Here is a 20,498-nt window from a genome sequence, read left to right as displayed (position 1 = left end):
GCGACAATTTACACACTACGCTCCCTGCACGACATCCAAGCTCAGGGAGGACAGGGATGTATCTGAAGCACGCACTTCGAGCGGCGACTGCATTGACTTTCGTCGCCACGGCAGCAGCCCACGCGCAATCCATCACAATCGCGACTGTGAACAACGGCGACATGATCCGGATGCAGGGCTATACCGACAAGTTTACCGAAGCCACTGGCATCGACGTCGAATGGGTGACGTTGGAAGAAAACGTGCTGCGCCAGCGCGTGACCACCGACATCACCACCAAAGGCGGTCAGTTCGATATCATGACCATCGGCATGTATGAGACTCCGATCTGGGGCGCGAATGGCTGGTTGGTGCCGCTGGAAGGTATGTCCGCAGAATATGACGTGGATGACATCTTGCCTGCCATGCGCAATGGGCTCAGCCACGAAGGAACGCTCTACGCAGCTCCGTTTTATGGCGAAAGCTCTATGGTCATGTACCGCACCGACCTGATGGAGAAGGCGGGTCTTGAGATGCCGGAAGCTCCGACCTGGCAATTCATCCGCGAAGCGGCAGCGGCAATGACCGATCGCGACAATGATATCAACGGGATTTGCCTGCGTGGAAAGGCTGGCTGGGGTGAAGGCGGCGCGTTTATCACCGTGACCGGAAATTCCTTTGGCGCACGCTGGTTCGATGAAGACTGGAAGCCTCAGTTCGACCAGCCCGAATGGAACGAGGCGCTGACCTTCTTTGTGGACATGATGGCTGAATCCGGTCCTGCGGGCTATGCCACGAACGGCTTCAACGAAAACCTGTCGCTGTTCCAGCAGGGCAAGTGCGGCATGTGGATCGACGCCACAGTCGCCGCCTCATTCGTGACCAATCCTGACGACTCGACCGTGGCGGACAAGGTTGGTTTTGCGCTGGCCCCCAATGCGGAAGGCGTTGACAAGCGCTCCAACTGGCTTTGGGCATGGGCACTGGCAATTCCGGCCGGCACTCAGCAAGAGGACGCGGCCAAACAGTTCATCGAGTGGGCAACCTCCAAGGACTATATCGAGCTGGTAGCCGAAAACGAAGGTTGGGCGAACGTGCCACCGGGCGCGCGTACCTCGCTGTACGAGAACCCAGAGTATCAAAAGGTCCCCTTCGCCAAGATGACGCTGGACTCGATCTTGTCCGCTGACCCGAACAACCCAACGGTAAAACCGGTGCCCTATGTCGGCATCCAGTTTGCGGCGATACCGGAATTTGCAGGCATCGCTACGCAGGTCAGTCAGGAGTTCTCGGCGGTCTATGCCGGACAGCAATCGGTAGAAGAAGCGCTGGAAAAAGCGCAAGCCTTCACTGCTGAAGAAATGGAAGCCGCAGGGTACTGAGGCATCTCCCCGCGGGAGGGCAGAGGTCTGCCCCCCGCCTTACCCTTCCACAACCCACGTTTTTCTCGCAGGCTGGTAAGCGCTTGAATAGAGAGGTCTTGTGTCATGGCAACTCAACATTCCCGATCCGTTGCGCGCCTGATGATGGCACCCGCCGTGGTTCTTCTGCTTGGCTGGATGCTCGTGCCATTGACGATGACACTGTATTTTTCCTTCAAGAAATATCTACCCCTGCGGGGTGGTGATTTGGGCTGGGTTGGCTTGGACAACTACATTCGGTTCGTCTCATCCAGCTCGTTCTGGCCGGCAGTTCAGGCAACGCTGGTGATCGTCGGTGGCGTTTTGGTGATCACTGTTGTTCTGGGCGTCTTGTTAGCGATGCTGCTGGATCAGCCGATGTGGGGGCAAGGTGTTGTCCGCATCCTCGTGATCGCACCATTCTTTGTCATGCCGACCGTATCCGCGCTGGTCTGGAAGAATATGTTCATGGACCCGGTGAATGGCCTGCTGGCCCACCTTTGGCGCTTTTTCGGGGCCGAGCCGATCTCATGGCTGTCCGAGGCGTCGATGACCTCGATCATCATGATCGTGTCCTGGCAATGGCTGCCCTTTGCAACGCTGATCCTGCTGACCGCAATCCAGTCGCTGGACAGCGAGCAGTTGGAAGCGGCTGAGATGGATGGCGCACCTGTCTTGAAACGCTTCTACCACATCGTCTTGCCGCATCTGAGCCGTGCGATCACGATTGTCATCCTGATCCAGACGATCTTTCTTCTGTCGATCTTCGCCGAGATTTTCGTGACCACCGGCGGCGCCTTCGGAACCCGCACCCTTACCTACCTGATCTTCCAACGCGTACTGGAAAGCCAGAATGTCGGCCTTGGATCAGCTGGAGGGGTCTACGCCATCATCCTTGCCAATATCGTTGCGATCTTCCTGATGCGCATCGTCGGCAAAAACCTGGACGCGTGAGGAGGTAAGACCATGGCCCGCTCCGTCACGACACAACGCAAATCGCTGAACACTGCCCTAGCTTGGGCAATAGGTTTGCTGATCTTCTTCCCAATCCTTTGGACCATCCTGACCAGCTTCAAGACCGAAGCGCAGGCGATCGCAAGCCCGCCGCTGTTTCTGAACTTCAACTGGACGCTTGAAAACTACGCCATCGTGCAGGAGCGTTCGGACTACATGCGGTTCCTGTGGAACTCGGTCATCATCGCGGGTGGCTCGACCATTCTGGGCGTGATCATTGCCGTTCCTGCGGCATGGGCGATGGCTTTTGTGCCTTCCAAACGCACCAAGGATATTCTGCTGTGGATGCTGTCCACCAAGATGCTGCCTGCGGTCGGTGTCCTGTATCCGATCTACCTGCTGTTTATCCGATTGGGTCTTTTGGACACGCGCGGGGGGCTGGTCGTCGTTCTGATGCTGATCAACCTGCCGATCATCGTCTGGATGCTCTACACCTATTTCCGCGAAATCCCCGGTGAAATCCTGGAAGCCGCGCGGATGGACGGAGCGACGCTAAAAGAGGAAATCCTCTATGTCCTGACCCCCATGGCCATCCCCGGCATCGCCTCGACGGTGCTGCTGAACTTCATCCTGGCGTGGAACGAGGCGTTCTGGACCCTCAACCTGACAGCGGTCGATGCGGCCCCGCTGACGGCCTTTATCGCCAGCTATTCCAGCCCTGAAGGGTTGTTCTTTGCCAAGCTCAGCGCGGCCTCGACCATGGCAATCGCACCAATTCTGATCCTTGGCTGGTTCAGCCAGAAACAACTTGTCCGCGGCCTGACCTTCGGCGCTGTGAAATAAGGAGCCTTCCGTATGGGACGCATTCAACTCAAGTCCGTTACCAAAAGCTTCGGCGACGTGCAGGTCATCCCTCCTTTGGACCTGACAATCGAGGACGGTGAATTCACCGTCTTCGTCGGCCCCTCGGGGTGCGGTAAGTCCACTCTGCTGCGTCTGATCGCAGGGCTAGAGGACATTACCTCGGGCTCCATCGACATCGACGGCTCGGACGCTACCGACGTGCCGCCCGCCAAACGCGGTCTGGCGATGGTGTTCCAGTCATATGCTTTGTACCCGCACATGACGGTACGCAAGAACATCGCGTTTCCCCTGCGCATGGCAAAGTTGGGTCAGGCAGAGATCGACAAAAGGGTCGAAGGTGCGGCCAGCGTCCTGAACCTGACCGATTATCTGGATCGCCGCCCCGGACAACTGTCCGGCGGACAGCGCCAGCGGGTCGCCATTGGACGAGCCATCGTTCGCGAACCCGCGGCGTTTTTGTTCGACGAGCCGCTGTCGAACCTCGATGCAGCGTTGCGTGTCGGCATGCGGCTGGAAATCAGCGAATTGCACGAGCGTCTGGCGACCACGATGATCTACGTGACCCACGATCAGGTCGAAGCTATGACGATGGCAGACAAAATCGTTGTTCTTCAGGCTGGAGTTATCGAGCAGGTAGGCTCTCCGCTGGAACTTTATCGCACACCGCGTAACCTGTTCGTTGCAGGCTTTATCGGGTCACCAAAAATGAACTTCATCACCGGTGAAGAGGCCGCGAAACACAAGGCACAAACTATTGGTATTCGCCCCGAACATATCGCCGTGTCCGACAGCGAAGGCACGTGGTCCGGCGTTGTCGGCGTATCGGAACACCTCGGCTCGGACACGTTTTTTCACATCCACGAAACCGGTCTGGCCGAGACGATCACCGTCCGCGCAGATGGCGAGGTCGGCTTCCGCCACGGGGATAAAATCCACCTGACACCGCGAGCTGACGTCATCCACCGGTTTGACGAGAAAGGTTTGCGGATCGAATGAAACGTCTGGCTGGCAAAACCGCCCTGATCACCGGGGCCGCGCGAGGCATCGGTCTGGCCTTTGCCAAAGCCTATGCAGCGGAAGGTGCGCGTGTCGCCATCGCCGACGTCGATTTCCACGGCGCGCAGGAAGCGGCTGCCGGGATTGGCGAGGCAGCTTTCGCAATCGAAATGGATGTGTCCAACCAGCAGAGCATTGATGCCGCAGTCGCAAAAACAACGGCCCGTCTCGGCCCCATAGACATTCTGATCAACAATGCGGCCATCTTCACAGCCGCACCCATCATCGAGATAGAGCGCGAAGACTATAACCGGGTTTTCGATATCAACGTGGCAGGCACCTTGTTCACGATGCAAGCCGTTGCGCGTCACATGATCGAACACGGTACAAAAGGCAGGATCATAAACATGGCGTCGCAAGCGGGACGCAGGGGTGAGCCGTTGGTCGCTGTATACTGTGCCAGCAAAGCTGCAATCATATCTCTGACGCAATCGGCGGGTCTGAACCTGATCTCGTATGGGATCAACGTGAACGCTATCGCCCCCGGCGTTGTCGATGGCGAACACTGGGATGGTGTTGATGCATTCTTTGCAAAACACGAGGGCAAACCCGCTGGCCAGAAAAAGCGGGAAGTGGCAGCAGCCGTTCCCTATGGCCGCATGGGGCGCGCCGAAGACCTGACCGGAATGGCAGTGTTTCTGGCGTCGGACGAGGCCGAGTACGTCGTCGCGCAAACCTACAATGTCGATGGCGGGAACTGGATGAGCTGATGGGCCTTTCAGAGAACACAAAACCTCCGGTGCGGCTGCGGCGAGATTGCCTTTCGGACCTGCCAACGACTGTCAGGACACCAGCTTATGTATCCTCGGACCTGACGCCTGGCATTGTTCATATCGGTCTGGGCAATTTTCATCGCGCGCATCAGGCGTGGTACATTCACCAGCTGATGCAGCAGGGGCAGGCTTATGATTGGGCGATCCTCGGGGCCGGCATGCGAAACTACGACGCCGAGATGCGAGAGAAGTTGCTTGCGCAGGACTGCCTGACAACGCTGATCGAGCTGGACCCGGATGGGATATCCGCCGAGGTGATTGGCCCGATGATCGACTACCTACCGATTGAGGCCGGCAACTCCGCTCTGATCCGAAAGTTGGCCGACCCGACCATCCGGATCGTGTCCATCACTGTAACCGAGGGCGGATATTTTCTGGACCCAAATTCTGGCGATTTCGACCTTGATCACGAAGACATCCGCCATGACGCCGATAACCCGGAACAGCCCCGCACCGCGTTCGGCGCCATAGTTGCAGCGCTCAAGAAGCGCCAGGCGGACGGTCTGAAACCCTTTACCACGCTGAGCTGCGACAACCTTCAGGGAAACGGCACGATAGTGCGCAACTGCGTTGTTGGTTTGGCGCGCCTGTCCGATCCCGACCTTGCCGACTGGATCGACGAAAACGGTGCATTCCCCAATTCAATGGTGGATTGCATCGTACCTGCGACGACGGATCAAGTTGTATCCCAATGCCTCACGATGGGTATCGTCGACCGTGCCCCGGTTTCGCATGAAAACTTCCGCCAATGGGTTATCGAGGATGACTTCTGCGCAGGACGGCCGCCACTCGAACAGGTCGGGGTAACCTTGACTCACGATGTGCACGGCTATGAGACGATGAAACTGCGCATTTTGAACGGAGGGCACCAGCTGCTTGCAAATGTCGGGGAAATCCTAAGTGTTCCGACGATTTCGGACTGTATGCAGGACCCGGACATCTTGGCTTTTTTTCAGAAGGTACAGGCTGAGGAAATTCTACCTCATGTCAAAGCCGTCCCAGGAACCACGGCGAAACAGTATCTTGGGTTGGTTGAGAAGCGGTTTGGAAACACTGCGATTCACGATACCACACGCAGGGTCGCGTTCGACGGATCTGCGCGACATCCCGGGTTCCTTCTGCCGTCGCTGCGTGATGCACTTGCGTCCGGCTCTTCCCCTCATGGCCTCGCGTTGGCTGAAGCCTTCTGGTGCAGGATGTGCGCGGGTGTTCGTGAGGACGGCTCAGAAATCGCCGCCAATGACCCCCAATGGGAGAGCCTGCGGAAAACGGCGTTGGCGTCCAAAGCCAATCCAGAACTTTGGCTCGACCAAAGACAGTATTACGGAGATTTTGGCCGGGACGCACACTTCTCCAAAACCTTCGCCTTGTGGCTGACCGCGATCTGGCAAAAGGGCAGCCGGGCGGTAATAGCAGATTATGTCGCTAACAGTTCAATGGCGCGCTAATTGCATCTGCAATGCGCGATCAGCCGGGAAAGCACCCTGTGTATCTTAGATATATGGCGCCCACTCAGGGCGATAAGCGTTCAAGCAATGCCCCCGAAGTGAACGGCTGCCTTACCTCTAAAATGCGGCTAGGACTGTCTGCTAAAACACGCAGGTAAGACATGCGCATACTCTCGGACGGAGGGTCTCAAGGATTGCTTGAATGGATGGTAACGTACAGTAAGATTTGCAACCGATTGCAAGTTGATTGCGATGCTGCGTAATATCCAGCCATGAATTCAAATCCCAGCCCTACCCTGCGCCAATGGTGCCTGCCATGAGCGTAACTTTGAAAGATGTTGCGGCCCTTGCTGGCGTATCGCGTTCGGCCGTGTCGCGGACCTTTACCGAAGGGGCGTCTGTCTCGGCCAAAACCCGAAGCAAGGTCGAGAAAGCCGCGGCGGAACTGGGATACAGCCCGAATGCGCTGGCCTCATCCCTGACCACCGGGCGGACCAAGCTGATCGGGCTGATCTCTAACAACTTCCACAACCCGATCTTTCTTGAGGTCTTCGATCAATTCACCCGAGCGTTGCAGGAACGCGGCCTGCGGCCTTTGATCGTGAACCTGACCGACGAGACGGAACCCGCCAATTCAGTTCGCATGCTGCGCCAGTATTCCGTGGACGCGGCAATCGTGGCGTCGTCGACTCTACCGCCCAGTTTTGCCAAAGCCTTTCACGATGCCGGAGTGCCCGTCGTGCACACGTTCGGACGGTCGGCCACCTCGCCCGAGGTTCATGTCGTCGGAATCGACAATGTCGAATGTGGACGCATGGCGGCACGTGAGCTGATGGCGCGCGGTTATCGTCGTATCGGGTATCTGGGCGGGCCGAAGGATGCGACCTCGGCCATGGACCGATATCACGGTTTCATGGAAGAGGTAGACAAGCATCCCGAGCTGGAGGTTTCACATTCCTTTGCAGGGGCCTATTCGTTTGAGGCAGGGCGCGCCGAAATGCTGCGGCTTTTGACCAACGCCCCGGCCGATGGCTATTTCTGCGGTGACGATATCCTGTCAATCGGCGCGCTGTCGGCCTTATCCGATCATGGGTTGAAACCGGGCAAGGACGTCGGGATTATCGGCCTGAATGACATGGAGATGTCGCGCTGGGAAAGCGTGAATCTGACCACGATTCACCAGCCCATCAAGCAGATCATCACATCCTCCGTCGACCTGGTCGAGGAGATGCTGAAAGACCCCGAGCGGTATCCCGAGGCCCGAATTTTCCCCTGCCGGGTTATCGAACGGGGCACGTTGCGCCCCCGTCCCTGATCAGCGGAACATCGGCGGACGGGCGTCGGTCCACGCGCCGTCATTTCTGGACGACGCGACAGCCGCGTGTACGGCTGCAATCGACCGCACTCCGTCAGAGGGGGTCGGCAGCCCATCCCGCACCTCACCCAATATGGCATCGGCCAGATCGCAATAGATATTGGCCACGGCCAGCGGGAATCCTTCGGGGTGAGCAATCGCCACGCGGGACAGGCGTTGCGCGTCGTCATGCAACCCGCCTTCGCCTTTTTCAATGATCTGCGTGCGGCCTCCGACCGGGGTATAGATCAGCTGATTGGGTTGCTCGGACGCCCAGCGCAGACCTCCGGTTTCGCCAAAGACCTGAATGTCGAACCCATGCTGTCGCCCGATGGCCACCGAAGAGGTCCACAGCCGCCCAACCGCGCCACCTTCGGTGCGGAAGTTGATCATGGCGTCGTCTTCAAGCTCGCGGCTGGAAATGGTCGAGGCCATGTCAGCCGAAAGCACCTTGACCTCATCATCACTGATGAAGCTGGCCATATGCAGCGCGTGGATACCGCAATCTGCGAACTGCCCGGATACGCCAGCCATCGCTGGATCATAGCGCCAACGCACACGGGGGTTGTCGGCATCGGTTGCATCACCGTGGTGTCCGTGACTGAAATTTGTCACCACCAGACGCACCTTGCCGATGTCGCCCGCCCGCACCATCGCACGCGCCTGCCGCACCATCGGATAGGCGGAATAGCAATAATTGACCGCGCAGATCTTGCCCGAGGTTTCGGCCACGCGCACGATCTCCTCGCCTTCTTCCACGGTCATGGTCATCGGCTTTTCGCACAGCACGTGGAAACCAGCCTCAAGGAACGCCTTGGCAATCTCGAAATGGGTGGCGTTCGGTGTGGCAATTGTCACCAGATCAATGCGGTCGGAGCGGTCTTTTTCACCGGCCAGCATCTCTTGCCAATCGCCATAGGCACGGTCCTGCGCCACGCCCAGACGCTGCGCATATTCTCGCCCGACATCCGGGCGGTGATCCAACGCGCCCGCGGCGAATTCGAACATCCCGTCGGCCAGCGCGCCCAACCGGTGGGCGGGCCCGATCTGACTGCCCTCGCCGCCACCAATCATGCCCCATTTCAGCTTTGCCATGATCTTAGTCTCTCTGTTGTCTTGTCGTTTGTACCGTCAGAAATCGCTGACGTTCTGCCATTGCCGCTGGTCCGAGGACGCAAGCACCGCCGCCAGAACACGGTTCACCTCATGCCCGTCGCGGAAGGTCGGCCAGATGTTTTGGCCCGTGTGGATGGCGTTCAGGAAGTCCTTCGCCTCGATAATGATCTGGTCCTGATAGCCGGTGCCATGGCCCGGTCCCTGACAGAAGGGTTCATAATCCGGGTGCGCGGGTCCGGTCAGAATCTTGGTGAAACCCCGCGACGCCTCCGGGCCTTCCCGATGATACAGCCATAGGGCGTTCTGGTCTTCCTGATCAAATCGGATCGCGCCTTTGGTGCCTGAGATCTCATAGGCGTAGCCCATCTTCCGCCCCGTGGCGACGCGGCTGAAATAGAGATTGCCCATGACGCCGTTCTCAAAGCGGCACATCATCTGGGCATGGTCGTCATTCGTGACCTCTCCGCCCGGTCGATGGCGGTGGACGGTTTCCACATCGGCCATCACCTGCGCAATCGGCCCGATCAGGGCCATCGCGCCATTGACCATATGCGGGGCCAGATCGCCGATCGTGCCGTTCGCCATGCCCGTCGTGCGCCATGTCGCAGGTGCTTGGGGGTCGGCGTAGAAATCCTCGGTATGTTCCCCCCGAAACCAGGTGACGTCGCCGATCTCTCCATCCGCGATCAAGCGCCGTGCATATTGGCTGGCAGGCGTTCGGATATAATTGAAGCCAACCATGTTGATCGCTCCGGCAGCCTTGGCCGCCTCCACCATCGCGCGGCTATCATACAAGGACGCACCCAGAGGTTTTTCGCACAGCACCGGTTTGCCCAGCGCAAAGGCGGCCTCGGCAATCTGACGATGCGTCGACTGGGGTGAGGCGATCACCACTGCCTCAACTTTCGGATCGTTGACCAGCACACGCCAGTCATCCGTCGCCCGAGCAAACCCATAGGCCACGCGGTAGCGTTCGGCGCTATCGGGGGTCGAGGCACAAATCACCTCAAGCCGGGGGCGCAACTCGGTGTTGAACACAGCGCCCACAGCGGCCATCGCAACCGAATGGGCCTTACCCATATAGCCGCCACCGACGATTCCAATTCCGATTTCAGGCATTTCCAACGGCTCCGAACAATATATTTGCAACCGGTTGCAAAATCAGTATCGTGAGAATCGATTTAACGCAAGGACCTACGATCCCTGCCCGCCCCTTTTCGCCGGAGGACAAGACGTGAGCACTTTGATGGACGGGATCAAAGGAAACAGGTTTGCCGTTTTCGGGCGTGCCGGCATGGACATGTTCGCCGACCCCGTCGGCGTCAAAAGTGAAAATGCCGATACCTTTCGTGCCGATCTGGGCGGATCGTCCGCCAATATCTGCGCGGGGCTGGTCAAGCTGGGCAGTCAGGCATCTCTGATCACTTCGGTCTCGGACGATGCGGTGGGGCGGTTCTGCCTGAACCGGCTTGCACATTACGGGGTGGACACCTCGTTCATTCGTGTGGTCGGCGGCGAATACCGGATGTCGCTGGCGGTCTATGAAAGCTGCATCGAAGACTTCCAGAACGTCATCTACCGCAACGGCGCAGTCGATTTTCAAGTCACAGAAGAGGATATGGACAGGGTTGATTACGGTCAGTTCTCGGCCGTGATCTCAGCCGGAACGGTCTTTGCCGCCGAACCATCCCGCGGTGCCACGTTCCGTGCCTTCGACAATGCACGCGCCGCCGGTTTGCCGATCATCTTTGATATCGACTACCGCCCCTATAGCTGGCCCTCAGCCGAAGTCGCAGCCGAAGTTCTGTCCCGCGCAGGCGAAGCCAGCGACCTGATCGTCGGCAATGATGAGGAATTTGGTTTCATGGCAGGCGGTATCGACAAAGGCTTTGCCAAGGCCAAGGAACTGGCGGAAAAACCGGGCCGTATCGTCATCTACAAAATGGGTGAAAAAGGTGCGGTGACCCTGACTGAGGGTCAGGAGATCGAAACCGGCATCTATCCGGTTAAAGCTGTAAAACCCAACGGAGCCGGGGACAGTTTCATGGCCGGGCTGCTGGCCTCGATTGCGGCGGGTCATTCGCTGCGTGATGCGGTGATGCGGGGCTCGGCCTGCGCATCGGTTGTCGTGTCACAGCCCGGCTGCGCCCCTGCCATGCCCACTACGTCTGAACTGGACGCCTTCCTTGCGTCCCATCCCGGTCCCACGACCTAGGAGGTCCCATGCATATCGCCCCGTTTGACAACCAGAACAAACCCATCGTGGATGCCGACGACCCGACGGTGCCGCTGAACTATTTCAACATCGTCAAACTGAAAAAGGGCGAGGCGTTCGAATATCAGGTGCCCGGCTATGAAACCTGCATCGCGCCCGCCACCGGCAGCGTCGATGTCGAGGTCGAGGGCGTGCAATTCCCGGCGCTGGGAAACCGGGGCGAGGATGTCTGGGATGGCGAACCCGAAGGGGTTTATGTGCCTGTTGGGGCAAAGGCGCAGATGGTCTGTGTCTCGGACGAGGCCGAGGTTTTCGTGGCCGGTGCCAAATATGACAAGGTGCTGGACCCGTTCGATGTGCGCGAGCATGACCTTGTGCAATATGGCAGCGACGACACCAAAACCCACCGCAAGATCAAGCACATCCTCGGTCAAAAACAGCACGACAAAGTGGGCCGCCTGTTGGTGAGCGAGCTGTTCACCGTCGGTCAGGGCGGCTGGTCGGGGTTTCCCAGCCACAAGCACGACACCAACCGCCTGCCGGACGAAACGCGGCATGACGAGACCTATAATTTCCGCTTCAAACCCAACTGGGGCTCGGGCCTGCAAATGTTGCAGCGCGAGGATAACGAGCCGGGCGACGCCTATCATATCGTCGATGGGTCCACGATCTGCATCGACAATGGCTATCACCCCTGCTGCGTCCTGCCGGGGTATGAGATGTATTATTTCACCATCCTCGGCGGCCTGACCCAGCGGTCTCTGGTGCAGTATTTCCAACCCACCCATGCCTATCAGATCGAAACGATTCCGGGCATCAAAGACATGATCGCCAAGTTCAAATGACCCTCGTTACGCTGAAAGACGTCCTGCAACCCGCCTATGATCAAGGCTATGCCGTCGCCGGGTTGGTCACACTCGGCTGGGAAGATATGCGCGCCTATGTCGCCGCGGCCGAGGCTGAAAACGCCCCCGTCATCCTGCAAGCCGGACCAAGCTGCCGCGAACATACGCCCCTGCCGGTGCTGGGCAAGATGTTCCGGTATCTGGCTGAAAACGCCTCGGTCCCTGTCGTGGCGCATCTGGATCACGGCTATACGTTTGAAGAGTGCAAGATCGCGCTGGACAGCGGCTTTACTTCGCTAATGTTCGACGGATCACGCAAACCGTTGCAGCAAAATATCGACGAAACCGCCACCATTGCTGAAATGGCGCATGCTGCCGGTATCTCATGCGAGGGCGAGATCGGGTTCGTTGGCTACTCGGGCGGCGAGGGATCGAACGGAACCGACCCTGCCGAGGCCGCGCAGTTCGCGCAGCAAAGCGGTGTCGACGCCATGGCGATCTCGGTTGGAAATGTCCACCTGCAACAGGACAAGGAAGGCGGTCTGGACGAAGCACGCATTGCCGAGATTGACGCGCTGACCGACGTGCCCCTTGTCATCCATGGCGGGTCTGGCGTGCCGGTTGAGCAGCGCACGCGCCTGTCCCGCGAAACGTCGATCTGCAAGTTCAACATCGGGACTGAACTGCGCATGGCCTTCGGCGCCGCGCTGCGCGAGGCCGTTACAGCCGATCCAGAACGATTTGACCGGGTAACCATCCTGAAAGAGACGCACGACCCGGTCGAAGCTGCAGCCCGTACTGTGATCCGCGCGTTTGGCGCACCGCCTCAGGTTTAGCCGATTTATCGGCAACCTTTGGCGTGATCAGATCGAACCGCCCTCGACCATAAAGTTCCCCGCGCTGCACATGGCAGCATCATCCGAGGCCAGAAACACCACCATCCGGGCCACGTATACAGGATCAATCGGGTCAGGCAGACACTGACGGTCAACCTGCTTGGCCAGTGCCTCGGGGGTGACCCACAGGTCTTTCTGGCGGTCTGTCATGATCCAGCCGGGGACAACGGTGTTCACACGGATGCGGTGATCCCCCAACTCGCGCGCCATTGTACGGGTCAGGCCGTGGACCGCCGATTTTGCCGTCGCATAGGCAGGAAACCCGGCTCCGCATTCCCACCATGAGTTCGAGCCGAGATTGATAATGGATCCACCACCCGCTTCGATCATTGCAGGGGCGACAGACTGGATAGCAAAGAACATGTGGCGGATATTGGTTGCCATACGCTCGTCCCAATACTCGGGCGTTACCTCGCGCCAGTCATGGCGGTCGTCATGTGCGGCGTTATTGACCAGAACCTGCGCGGGGCCCAGTTCGTCTGTCAACTGACCAAGTGCTTCGCGCAAAGCCTCGATATCGCGCAGGTCGCATTGGACAAAGGCATGTTCGCCATCAAGGGCAGACAGCAAATTCAATCCGGCGTCCGCGTTGATATCCAGAAACCCAACTTTTGCCCCTTGTGCTGCAAACGCATGAACCGTTTCTGCGCCGATCCCTCCTGCGCCGCCGGTTATGAAAACGGTTTTTCCGTTCAGACTAGGGAAGTTGGCAAATTCCGGTGTCATCCGTCTCGCTCCATGATCCATTCAACTTCAGGCGCGGGTACAAATCGCCATTTCCGCAAAGGGCCCGCCATGACGTTCAGATAATACATCTCAAAACCATAGGGTGCCCCGCAAGGGTGATGACCGCGCGGAACGGTCACAACATCGCCATCGGACACAGCCATTGTTTCATCCAATTGGCCGTCATCTGTATAGACCCGTTGAATGCCAAACCCGCTCGCGGGATTGAGGCGGTGATAATAGGTCTCTTCCAGATAGGTGATCCTTGGAAAATCATCCTCGTCATGGCGATGGCTGGGGTAAGATGACCAATGGCCGTTCGGCGTGAAGACTTCGGTTACCAGCAGGCTATCGGCATAGTCTTCGTTTTCCATCGCGATATTGTTGATATAGCGGGTGTTCACCCCCTTGCCGCGTTCGGTCAGTGTGATGCCATCCGGACCAATCCGCCGCGCCGCGTGTCCTCCTTTTCCCGGCGCAGAACAAACGGCGAGAACGCAATCAGTTTCGGCAACGGCCCGCCACTCGACCCCATTGGGCAGATAGAGGCAGTGCGGCGGCGTCTTCTCGAACACATTCATCCGGTCGCCCAGCACACCCCAGTCGCGATCCGCTCCGCTGATCTGCGCCTTGCCTTCCACCATGACCAGAATGACCTCTTGATCTCCGGTCACCTCGGACGCGACATCACCCGCCCGCAGGTGATAGAGGCCAAAGCCAACATACCGCCAGCCCGCATTGGCCGGTGTGATATCATGCACCTTGCCGCGTGTGCCGAACGGTTTCCTGAGCAGGTTTGCCATGGCGTTGTCTCCTTGATGGGTGGGTCAGGGCCCAGCCGAATGATGTTTCACGCGGCTTGCCGTCTGTGCAAGGCCGAAAGCGCGTCGGTCAATTGCGACTCTGACCAACCTTCCGCGACCGCGCGACGCAGGATGTCCGCCTGACTTTCTGGCGCGTTGCCCCCGATCGGCGGATCCGTGTCCAGATTGGTGGGAAAGGGATACCCCTCGGCCGTGGCCGCAATCGCGGCATTCAGTTCCAAGGCGTCCAGATCGCCCCGCTGTTTCAATGCGATCAGGGACGGCAGAATGGCTTGCGACATGGTCCGTCGATCCACGGCCTCCATCGCGCGTCCAAAGGCGGACGAGATTTGCAGCAAGTTTGCCATTCGATTGATATCCGAGCTTTGGTTTTCGCCAGCAGCGTGGAACAGCGCCGGATTAAAGAACACCGCATCACCTTTGGACAAAGGCAACTGGATAAACGTGTCTTCGAAATGGTCCCTATGAGCGGGATCGTGAAAGGCCAGATAGCCGGGCGCGTAGAGCTGCGAAAAAGGCAACAGCTTGGTCGGGCCGCTTTCGACCGGCATATCACAATGGGGCACCGCGCCTTGCAATGTCAGCGCGGCGGTCAGGTGATGGGCATGGGCCGGATAGCGTTCCGCATTTTCCGCACTTTGAAACCCAAGATGATAATCGCGATGCGCCTGCTGCGCCTGGCCACCGGGTCGCACCTGATTGATCTGCGCAGTGACCTGATAGTTCGGACCCAGCCAAGCCTCGCACACCGCCGAGATCGACGTGTTTCCGAAATACAAGGCGAACCCTTCGGGGTCTCGCAGGCATTGCTTTTGCGCCGCGTTCCATATCCGATCATTGGCTCCTGAAGCCGCAAAATGATCACCCTCTCCCGCTCCGCTTTGGCGCTCCTCGTCAATGATCTGGGTAAACACGTCCGAGGCCCGGTCGATCACCGAGGTATCAGAATAAGCCCCTTTCAACGCAATTACGCCAGCGGATTTGCTCAGAACCCAACCCCATTCCGACAACAGGGCCAGACGTTCCCCGGGCCGTCTCAGCACAGGCTGCAACGCCTGCATGTCATAGACCGGCACATTGCGTTCAACCGTTGCAGCAAATGGCACCGCATCCGCCGAAAGATTCTGAGAGGTCAACACCTTGAATTCATCCAGATCACAGGATTCCCGGTCAAAATACCCGACATATCCAAGCTCTTGATGCACCATGATTTTCTCCTTTCTCATGGCTTTGGTGTTGTGCCGTGTTCGGCCTGTCAGTTCGTGATGGACAACCCCGCCTTTCCGCACACCTCAAGGATGTGGTCGTAGCCCATTTTGGAGTATTCGTAAGGCGGTGCCTTGGCCGGATCCTGTTCGGCTTCGACAACGATCCAACCGCTATACTCCAGTGCATTCAGCGTGTTCGCAACGGCCTGAAAGTCGATGCAGCCATCGCCGGGCACGGTGAACGCCCCTGCAATCACGGCATCCAGAAAGCTGCGAGTGTTCTCGCGCGTGTCCTGCACGACCTGCGGGCGGATATCTTTGAAATGCACATGATGCACCCGGTCGCCCCAGCGGTTCAAAGTCGCCAGAACATCGCCACCCCCAAACAACAGATGGCCGGTGTCAAAGCACAGCTTCACCTCGGGGCCCGACCCTTCCATCAACCAGTTCACGTCGTCTTCGCTTTCGATGATCGTGCCCATGTGATGGTGATAGGCCATGGGCATCCCCTGATCCGCCATCCATTTGGCCAATTCGGTGATCTTGGCGGCATAAGCCAAAACTTCATCTCTGGTCAGCTTCGGGCGGTCATTGACCGGAGTTCCGATCTGGCCCTGCACCGTGTTCGAACATTCGGCATAGACGATACAAGGGCTGTTCAGCGCCACGAATTGTTCGACCTGTTCGCGCACGGCCTCGCGTTCGGTTGCGAAGTCGTTCACCAGCGATGCGCCCGAGCACCAACCACCGCAGAGCGCGATGTCATTCCCCTCAAGATAGGCGCGCAGACCTTCGGTATCGCCAGGCATCCGCTGGCCGCGTTCGACACCGGTATAACCGATCTCGCGGGCCTCCTTCAGCGCCTGCTCCATAGTGTAAGCAGCCGTCAGATCCGGCAGATCATCATTCTGCCACGCAATCGGAGAAATACCGATTTTCACGCTCATTTGGTGTTTCTTTCCTTGATCGCCAGCTCATAGGCCGCGCGTTTTTCGTTCACTTCGGGGCGGATGCTGACCTCGGGCACCGCCACTTCCCACCATGTTCCACCGTATTCGGTAGATGGGTATGGGTCGGTATCAATGACAACCACATACGGCCCTTTGATGTCGGTGCGTTTGGCCAGCGCGTCTTCCAGCTCGGCAATGGAACCAACCTTGACCGAGGTCGCGCCCATTGCTGCGGCATGGGCCGCGAAGTCTATGGCAGAAGGGGTCTCATGAACGGCGTGATCCAGCAGGTTGTTAAACTCGGCCCCGCCAGTGCCCATCTGCAAGCGGTTGATGCAGCCAAAGCCCCGGTTGTCGGTGATCACCACGGTAAACGAGACCCCCATCATCGCGGCCGAGGCCATCTCGGAATTGGCCATCATATAGGTGCCGTCGCCGGTAAAGCAGATCACGTCGCGCTCGGGCTCGGCCATCTTGATGCCCATGGCACCCGCGATTTCGTACCCCATGCAGCTAAAGCCGTATTCCATGTGGTACGCGCCGGGACGCGGGGCTTTCCACAGCTTGTGCAACTCTCCCGGCATCGTACCTGCCGCACACATCACAACCGTATCGTTGTGCGAGGCACGCTGAACCGCACCCACAACCTGCATATCCGTCGGCAGCGCGTTCCCGTCGCCGGGCGCGTCCGTCAGCTTGTCGACCTTTCCGTACCAGTCGGCCTTGAGCCTGTCCGAAACCGTATCGGCGCGATAACCTTGCAGGGCCGCCCCCAGTTCCTCCAACCCCACGCGGGCGTCGGATTGCAGCGGCATCGCGCCGTGTTTCTCGGCGTCATAGGCGTTAGTGTTCAGGCACACCATCTCGCGGTCCGGGTTCGAGAACAGGCCCCATGACCCCGTGGTGAAGTCCTGCAACCTCGTACCGACGGCCAGTACCAGATCGGCCTCGGCACACACGTCATTGGCAGGCTCGCCGCCCGTCACACCAACCGGCCCAAGGTTCAACGGATGATCCCAGGCCAACGCGGACTTGCCCGCCTGCGTTTCGGTGATCGGAATGTTGTGCGTCTCGGCAAAACTCTGCAACGCGTCGGTCGCGCCCGAGTAATGCACACCACCCCCGGCAATGATCACCGGGCGTTTGGCGGCCTTGATCGCAGCCACCGCACGGGCCAGTTCACCCTCGTCCGGGCGAATACGGCGCTGATACCAGACGCGGGGCTCAAAGAAGCTTTCGGGATAGTCATACGCCTCGGCCTGCACGTCCTGACAGAAGGACAGCGTAACGGGTCCGCAATCGGCGGGGTCCGTCATCGTGCGGAAGGCGCGTGGCAGGGCGGTCAGCAGATGTTCAGGCCGGGTGATCCGGTCAAAGTAACGGCTGACCGGGCGGAAACAGTCATTCGCGCTGACCGTCCCGTCGTTGAAATCCTCGGGCTGTTGTAGAACCGGGTCAGGACCACGCGTCGCAAACACATCACCGGGCAACAGCAACACCGGCAGGCGGTTCACATAGGCCAGCGCCGCCGCCGTCACCATATTCGTGGCCCCCGGCCCGATCGAGGACGTCACCGCCATCGTCTGCGTCCGACGCTTTTGCTTGGCATATGCGATGGCACAATGCGCCATGGTCTGCTCGTTATGGCCGCGATAGGTGGGCAGGCTGTCCTTTACGGCGTGCAGCGCCTCACCCAGTCCGGCCACGTTGCCATGGCCGAAAATGGCCCAAACGCCCGCAATAAACGGCTCTCCGGCTTCGTTCATCTGCGCGCCCAGATAGCGCACCAAAGCTTGCGCTGCGGTCAATCGGACTGTCTTGCCCATTGTGATCCCTTTTCAACACAAGGCCATCCGGCCCTTTCTGCAATTTCGATAGTTCTGAACCCCAGACAGGGGAACGGCGTTACACCGTTCCACCCAAAGAGCCTTCCAACTGGGCCAATTCCTGCCCGCCAGCCATCAGGTCCTGCAATTCTTCGGGCGAGATCTCACCGCGCTTGGCCGTTCCAAGGGTTTTACCCCGGTTCAACACGGTAAAGCGATCGCCAACCGCCAGCGCATGACGCACGTTGTGGCTGATGAAGACCACACCGATCCCCTGACTGCGCACCTTGTCGATGGTCGCCAACACGTTCGAGGTCTGACGCACACCAAGGGCCGAGGTCGGCTCGTCCAGGATCAGGATCTTCGCTCCGAAATGCACAGCCCGCGCAATTGCCACCGTCTGACGCTCACCCCCAGACAATGTGCCAACGGCCTGATCCGGGCCACGCAGGTTGATGCCCATTTTGCGCATCTCTTCCATGGTGATCTCATCCGCCAGCTTCTTATCGAAAAAGTTGATCCCGGCCACTTTGCGCGTCGGCTCGTTGCCCATGAAGAAATTGCGGCTGACACTCATCAGCGGGATCATGGCCAGATGCTGGTGCACCGTTGCGATCCCGGCGGAGATTGCATCGCGCGGGTCTTCGAAGTGCATAGGCTTTTCTTCGAAGAATATCTCACCCGCGGTCGGCTTGTGCACGCCCGACATCGTCTTGATGAAGGTCGACTTGCCCGCACCGTTGTCCCCCAGAAGGCAGTGGCATTCGCCCGGTTTCAGATCAAAGCTGACCCCCGCAAGCGCAATCACCGAGCCAAAGTGTTTCTGGATATCGACCATCCGAATGATCGGCTTGCGATCCTCTGCGTCGCCGTGATGGAACTTGGTATCTTCGGTCATCTCAGCGTTCTCCTGTGATGATACGGCGGATATAGGTGTTCAGGATCACCGCCCCCAGCAGGATCACACCCAAGAACACCCGGAATAGAGAGCTTTCCACACCGGCAAAGAACAATCCCTGTTGGACCACACCAAAGATCAGCGCGCCCAGCGCCGCGCCAAGAACCGAGCCATAGCCGCCGGTCAGTAACGCGCCACCGATAACCACGGCAATGATCGCCTCGAATTCCTTTAGCAGGCCGCGATCGGCACCGGCCGAGCCGAACTCCATCACCTGACAGGTGGCAAAGACGGTCGCACAGAAGGCCGTGAACATGAACATCAGGATTTTGACTTTGTTGACCGGCACACCCGAGTTCCGGGCTGCCTCGGCATCGCCACCGGCCGCAAAAATCCAGTTGCCGAACTTCGTTTTGGTCAGCAGTACATGGCCAAAAATGATGATGCCAATGGCCCAGATGATCAGCATTGGAATGCCGTCCACCACGGGCTGCCCCTGACGAGAACCCCGTTCGAAAACCTCGATCACGCCGTTGTCACCGAGCCAGACAAACAAGCCTTGTCCGACCTTTCCGCCAAAGACCGACGCCAGCCAATCGCCTTCGGCAGCGTCCTTGATCCCGCCGATGATGGTTTTGCGTTCGATCGTCTGCGGAAGGTAAATCGTAAAACCGCGCAGAATGAACAGAAACGCCAGCGTAACAATGAAACTGGGCAGACCCGTTCGGACAACGATATAGCCGTTCAGCGCTCCGATAGCGACGCAAAGAACAAACGTGACTATGATCGCCATCCAGACCGGCCAGCTCATCGTGACCGAGAAAATGGCAATCATCATCCCCGCAAACCCGATCATCGACCCGACGGACAGGTCAAATTCACCGGCGATCATCAGCAGACAGGCCCCGACAGCGATGATCATGAACTGAGCCGAAACGACCGACCAGTTCATTACCCCCTGCGCGGTGAACATGCCGCTGTCAAAGGCGAACAGCAGGAAAAAAGTGAATACGGCCACGGTGCCGACCATCCCACCCAATTCGGGACGGATCAGGGCACGGCGCAGTGGTGAGATCTCTTTGATCCGCTCGTCGCCGCCTGCCGTGGATTGAACTGACTCAGACATCGTGGTCCTCCCTCGCGCGGGGTTCTGAGTATTAGAAGTG

19 protein-coding genes are annotated in these 20,498 nt (G+C 58.6%); 10 read left to right on the top strand and 9 right to left on the bottom strand.

All coding sequences use genetic code 11. The features are described from left to right. Positions 1 to 56 precede the first annotated feature (56 nt). From ACR0MS_RS18245 to ACR0MS_RS18215, 7 genes are all read left to right on the top strand, one after another. The gene (locus ACR0MS_RS18245; protein ID WP_480576903.1) at positions 57 to 1,361 is read left to right on the top strand and encodes an ABC transporter substrate-binding protein; all 1,305 of its coding nucleotides are present in this window, start codon (positions 57 to 59) and stop codon (positions 1,359 to 1,361) included. A gap of 105 nt (positions 1,362 to 1,466) precedes the next feature. Further along, on the top strand, positions 1,467 to 2,333 hold the full coding sequence (locus ACR0MS_RS18240) for a carbohydrate ABC transporter permease (RefSeq protein WP_480576906.1): 867 nt from the start codon (positions 1,467 to 1,469) through the stop codon (positions 2,331 to 2,333). Positions 2,334 to 2,345: 12 nt separating this feature from the next. Further along, on the top strand, positions 2,346 to 3,176 hold the full coding sequence (locus ACR0MS_RS18235) for a carbohydrate ABC transporter permease (RefSeq protein ID WP_480576909.1): 831 nt from the start codon (positions 2,346 to 2,348) through the stop codon (positions 3,174 to 3,176). A gap of 12 nt (positions 3,177 to 3,188) precedes the next feature. Next, a complete protein-coding gene (locus ACR0MS_RS18230; protein WP_480576912.1) occupies positions 3,189 to 4,193 on the top strand; it encodes an ABC transporter ATP-binding protein in 1,005 nt (334 codons plus the stop codon). After that, positions 4,190 to 4,963 (top strand): L-iditol 2-dehydrogenase, encoded by a 774-nt coding sequence (locus tag ACR0MS_RS18225; RefSeq protein WP_480576915.1) that lies wholly within the window; start codon positions 4,190 to 4,192, stop codon positions 4,961 to 4,963. The genes ACR0MS_RS18230 and ACR0MS_RS18225 overlap by 4 nt, the downstream gene beginning before the upstream one ends. Then, positions 4,963 to 6,474 carry a mannitol dehydrogenase family protein gene (locus ACR0MS_RS18220; RefSeq protein WP_480576918.1) on the top strand — a complete coding sequence of 504 codons (1,512 nt, stop codon included), beginning with the start codon at positions 4,963 to 4,965 and terminating at the stop codon, positions 6,472 to 6,474. The genes ACR0MS_RS18225 and ACR0MS_RS18220 overlap by 1 nt, the downstream gene beginning before the upstream one ends. 316 nt (positions 6,475 to 6,790) lie before the next feature. Beyond that, positions 6,791 to 7,789, top strand: a complete 999-nt coding sequence (locus tag ACR0MS_RS18215; protein WP_480576921.1) for a LacI family DNA-binding transcriptional regulator — start codon at positions 6,791 to 6,793, stop codon at positions 7,787 to 7,789. Here ACR0MS_RS18215 and ACR0MS_RS18210 read toward each other — a convergent pair whose 3' ends face one another. Both ACR0MS_RS18210 and ACR0MS_RS18205 read right to left on the bottom strand, forming a co-directional pair. After that, positions 7,790 to 8,923, bottom strand: a complete 1,134-nt coding sequence (locus tag ACR0MS_RS18210) for a Gfo/Idh/MocA family protein (RefSeq protein WP_480576924.1) — start codon at positions 8,921 to 8,923, stop codon at positions 7,790 to 7,792. Positions 8,924 to 8,959: 36 nt separating this feature from the next. Next, positions 8,960 to 10,063, bottom strand: coding sequence for a Gfo/Idh/MocA family protein (locus ACR0MS_RS18205; RefSeq protein ID WP_480576927.1), 1,104 nt, complete (start codon positions 10,061 to 10,063; stop codon positions 8,960 to 8,962). Positions 10,064 to 10,190: 127 nt separating this feature from the next. Between ACR0MS_RS18205 and ACR0MS_RS18200 the strand changes: the two genes are divergently transcribed. Genes ACR0MS_RS18200 through ACR0MS_RS18190 form a run of 3 tightly spaced genes read left to right on the top strand, consistent with a single transcriptional unit; the run spans position 10,191 to position 12,840 of the window. Beyond that, entirely contained in the window at positions 10,191 to 11,159 is a 969-nt protein-coding gene (locus ACR0MS_RS18200; RefSeq protein WP_480577044.1) for a PfkB family carbohydrate kinase, read from the top strand. Between the two features lie 8 nt (positions 11,160 to 11,167). After that, a complete protein-coding gene (locus ACR0MS_RS18195; RefSeq protein WP_480576929.1) occupies positions 11,168 to 12,004 on the top strand; it encodes a 5-deoxy-glucuronate isomerase in 837 nt (278 codons plus the stop codon). After that, positions 12,001 to 12,840 carry a class II fructose-bisphosphate aldolase gene (locus ACR0MS_RS18190; protein WP_480576932.1) on the top strand — a complete coding sequence of 280 codons (840 nt, stop codon included), beginning with the start codon at positions 12,001 to 12,003 and terminating at the stop codon, positions 12,838 to 12,840. Before ACR0MS_RS18195 ends, ACR0MS_RS18190 begins: the two co-directional genes overlap by 4 nt. A 27-nt stretch (positions 12,841 to 12,867) precedes the next feature. Here the strand turns inward: ACR0MS_RS18190 and ACR0MS_RS18185 are convergent, their stop codons facing one another. The 7 genes from ACR0MS_RS18185 to ACR0MS_RS18155 form a co-directional block, all read right to left on the bottom strand. Continuing rightward, positions 12,868 to 13,626, bottom strand: coding sequence for an SDR family NAD(P)-dependent oxidoreductase (locus tag ACR0MS_RS18185; RefSeq protein WP_480576935.1), 759 nt, complete (start codon positions 13,624 to 13,626; stop codon positions 12,868 to 12,870). Further along, a complete protein-coding gene (gene iolB, locus ACR0MS_RS18180; protein ID WP_480576938.1) occupies positions 13,623 to 14,429 on the bottom strand; it encodes a 5-deoxy-glucuronate isomerase in 807 nt (268 codons plus the stop codon). Before iolB ends, ACR0MS_RS18185 begins: the two co-directional genes overlap by 4 nt. 47 nt (positions 14,430 to 14,476) lie before the next feature. Next, positions 14,477 to 15,658 carry a phytanoyl-CoA dioxygenase family protein gene (locus tag ACR0MS_RS18175; RefSeq protein WP_480576941.1) on the bottom strand — a complete coding sequence of 394 codons (1,182 nt, stop codon included), beginning with the start codon at positions 15,656 to 15,658 and terminating at the stop codon, positions 14,477 to 14,479. Positions 15,659 to 15,705: 47 nt separating this feature from the next. After that, positions 15,706 to 16,605, bottom strand: coding sequence for a myo-inosose-2 dehydratase (gene iolE, locus ACR0MS_RS18170; protein WP_480576944.1), 900 nt, complete (start codon positions 16,603 to 16,605; stop codon positions 15,706 to 15,708). Continuing rightward, entirely contained in the window at positions 16,602 to 18,434 is a 1,833-nt protein-coding gene (iolD, locus tag ACR0MS_RS18165; protein WP_480576947.1) for a 3D-(3,5/4)-trihydroxycyclohexane-1,2-dione acylhydrolase (decyclizing), read from the bottom strand. Before iolD ends, iolE begins: the two co-directional genes overlap by 4 nt. 79 nt (positions 18,435 to 18,513) lie before the next feature. Next, on the bottom strand, positions 18,514 to 19,332 hold the full coding sequence (locus tag ACR0MS_RS18160; protein ID WP_480576950.1) for an ATP-binding cassette domain-containing protein: 819 nt from the start codon (positions 19,330 to 19,332) through the stop codon (positions 18,514 to 18,516). A 1-nt stretch (position 19,333) separates the two neighbouring features. Next, positions 19,334 to 20,458, bottom strand: a complete 1,125-nt coding sequence (locus ACR0MS_RS18155) for an ABC transporter permease (protein ID WP_480576953.1) — start codon at positions 20,456 to 20,458, stop codon at positions 19,334 to 19,336. Between the last annotated feature and the right edge of the window lie 40 nt (positions 20,459 to 20,498).

This window comes from Ruegeria sp. CJ2 (assembly GCF_056536745.1).
This window is presented reverse-complemented; position numbering and strand designations above follow the sequence as displayed.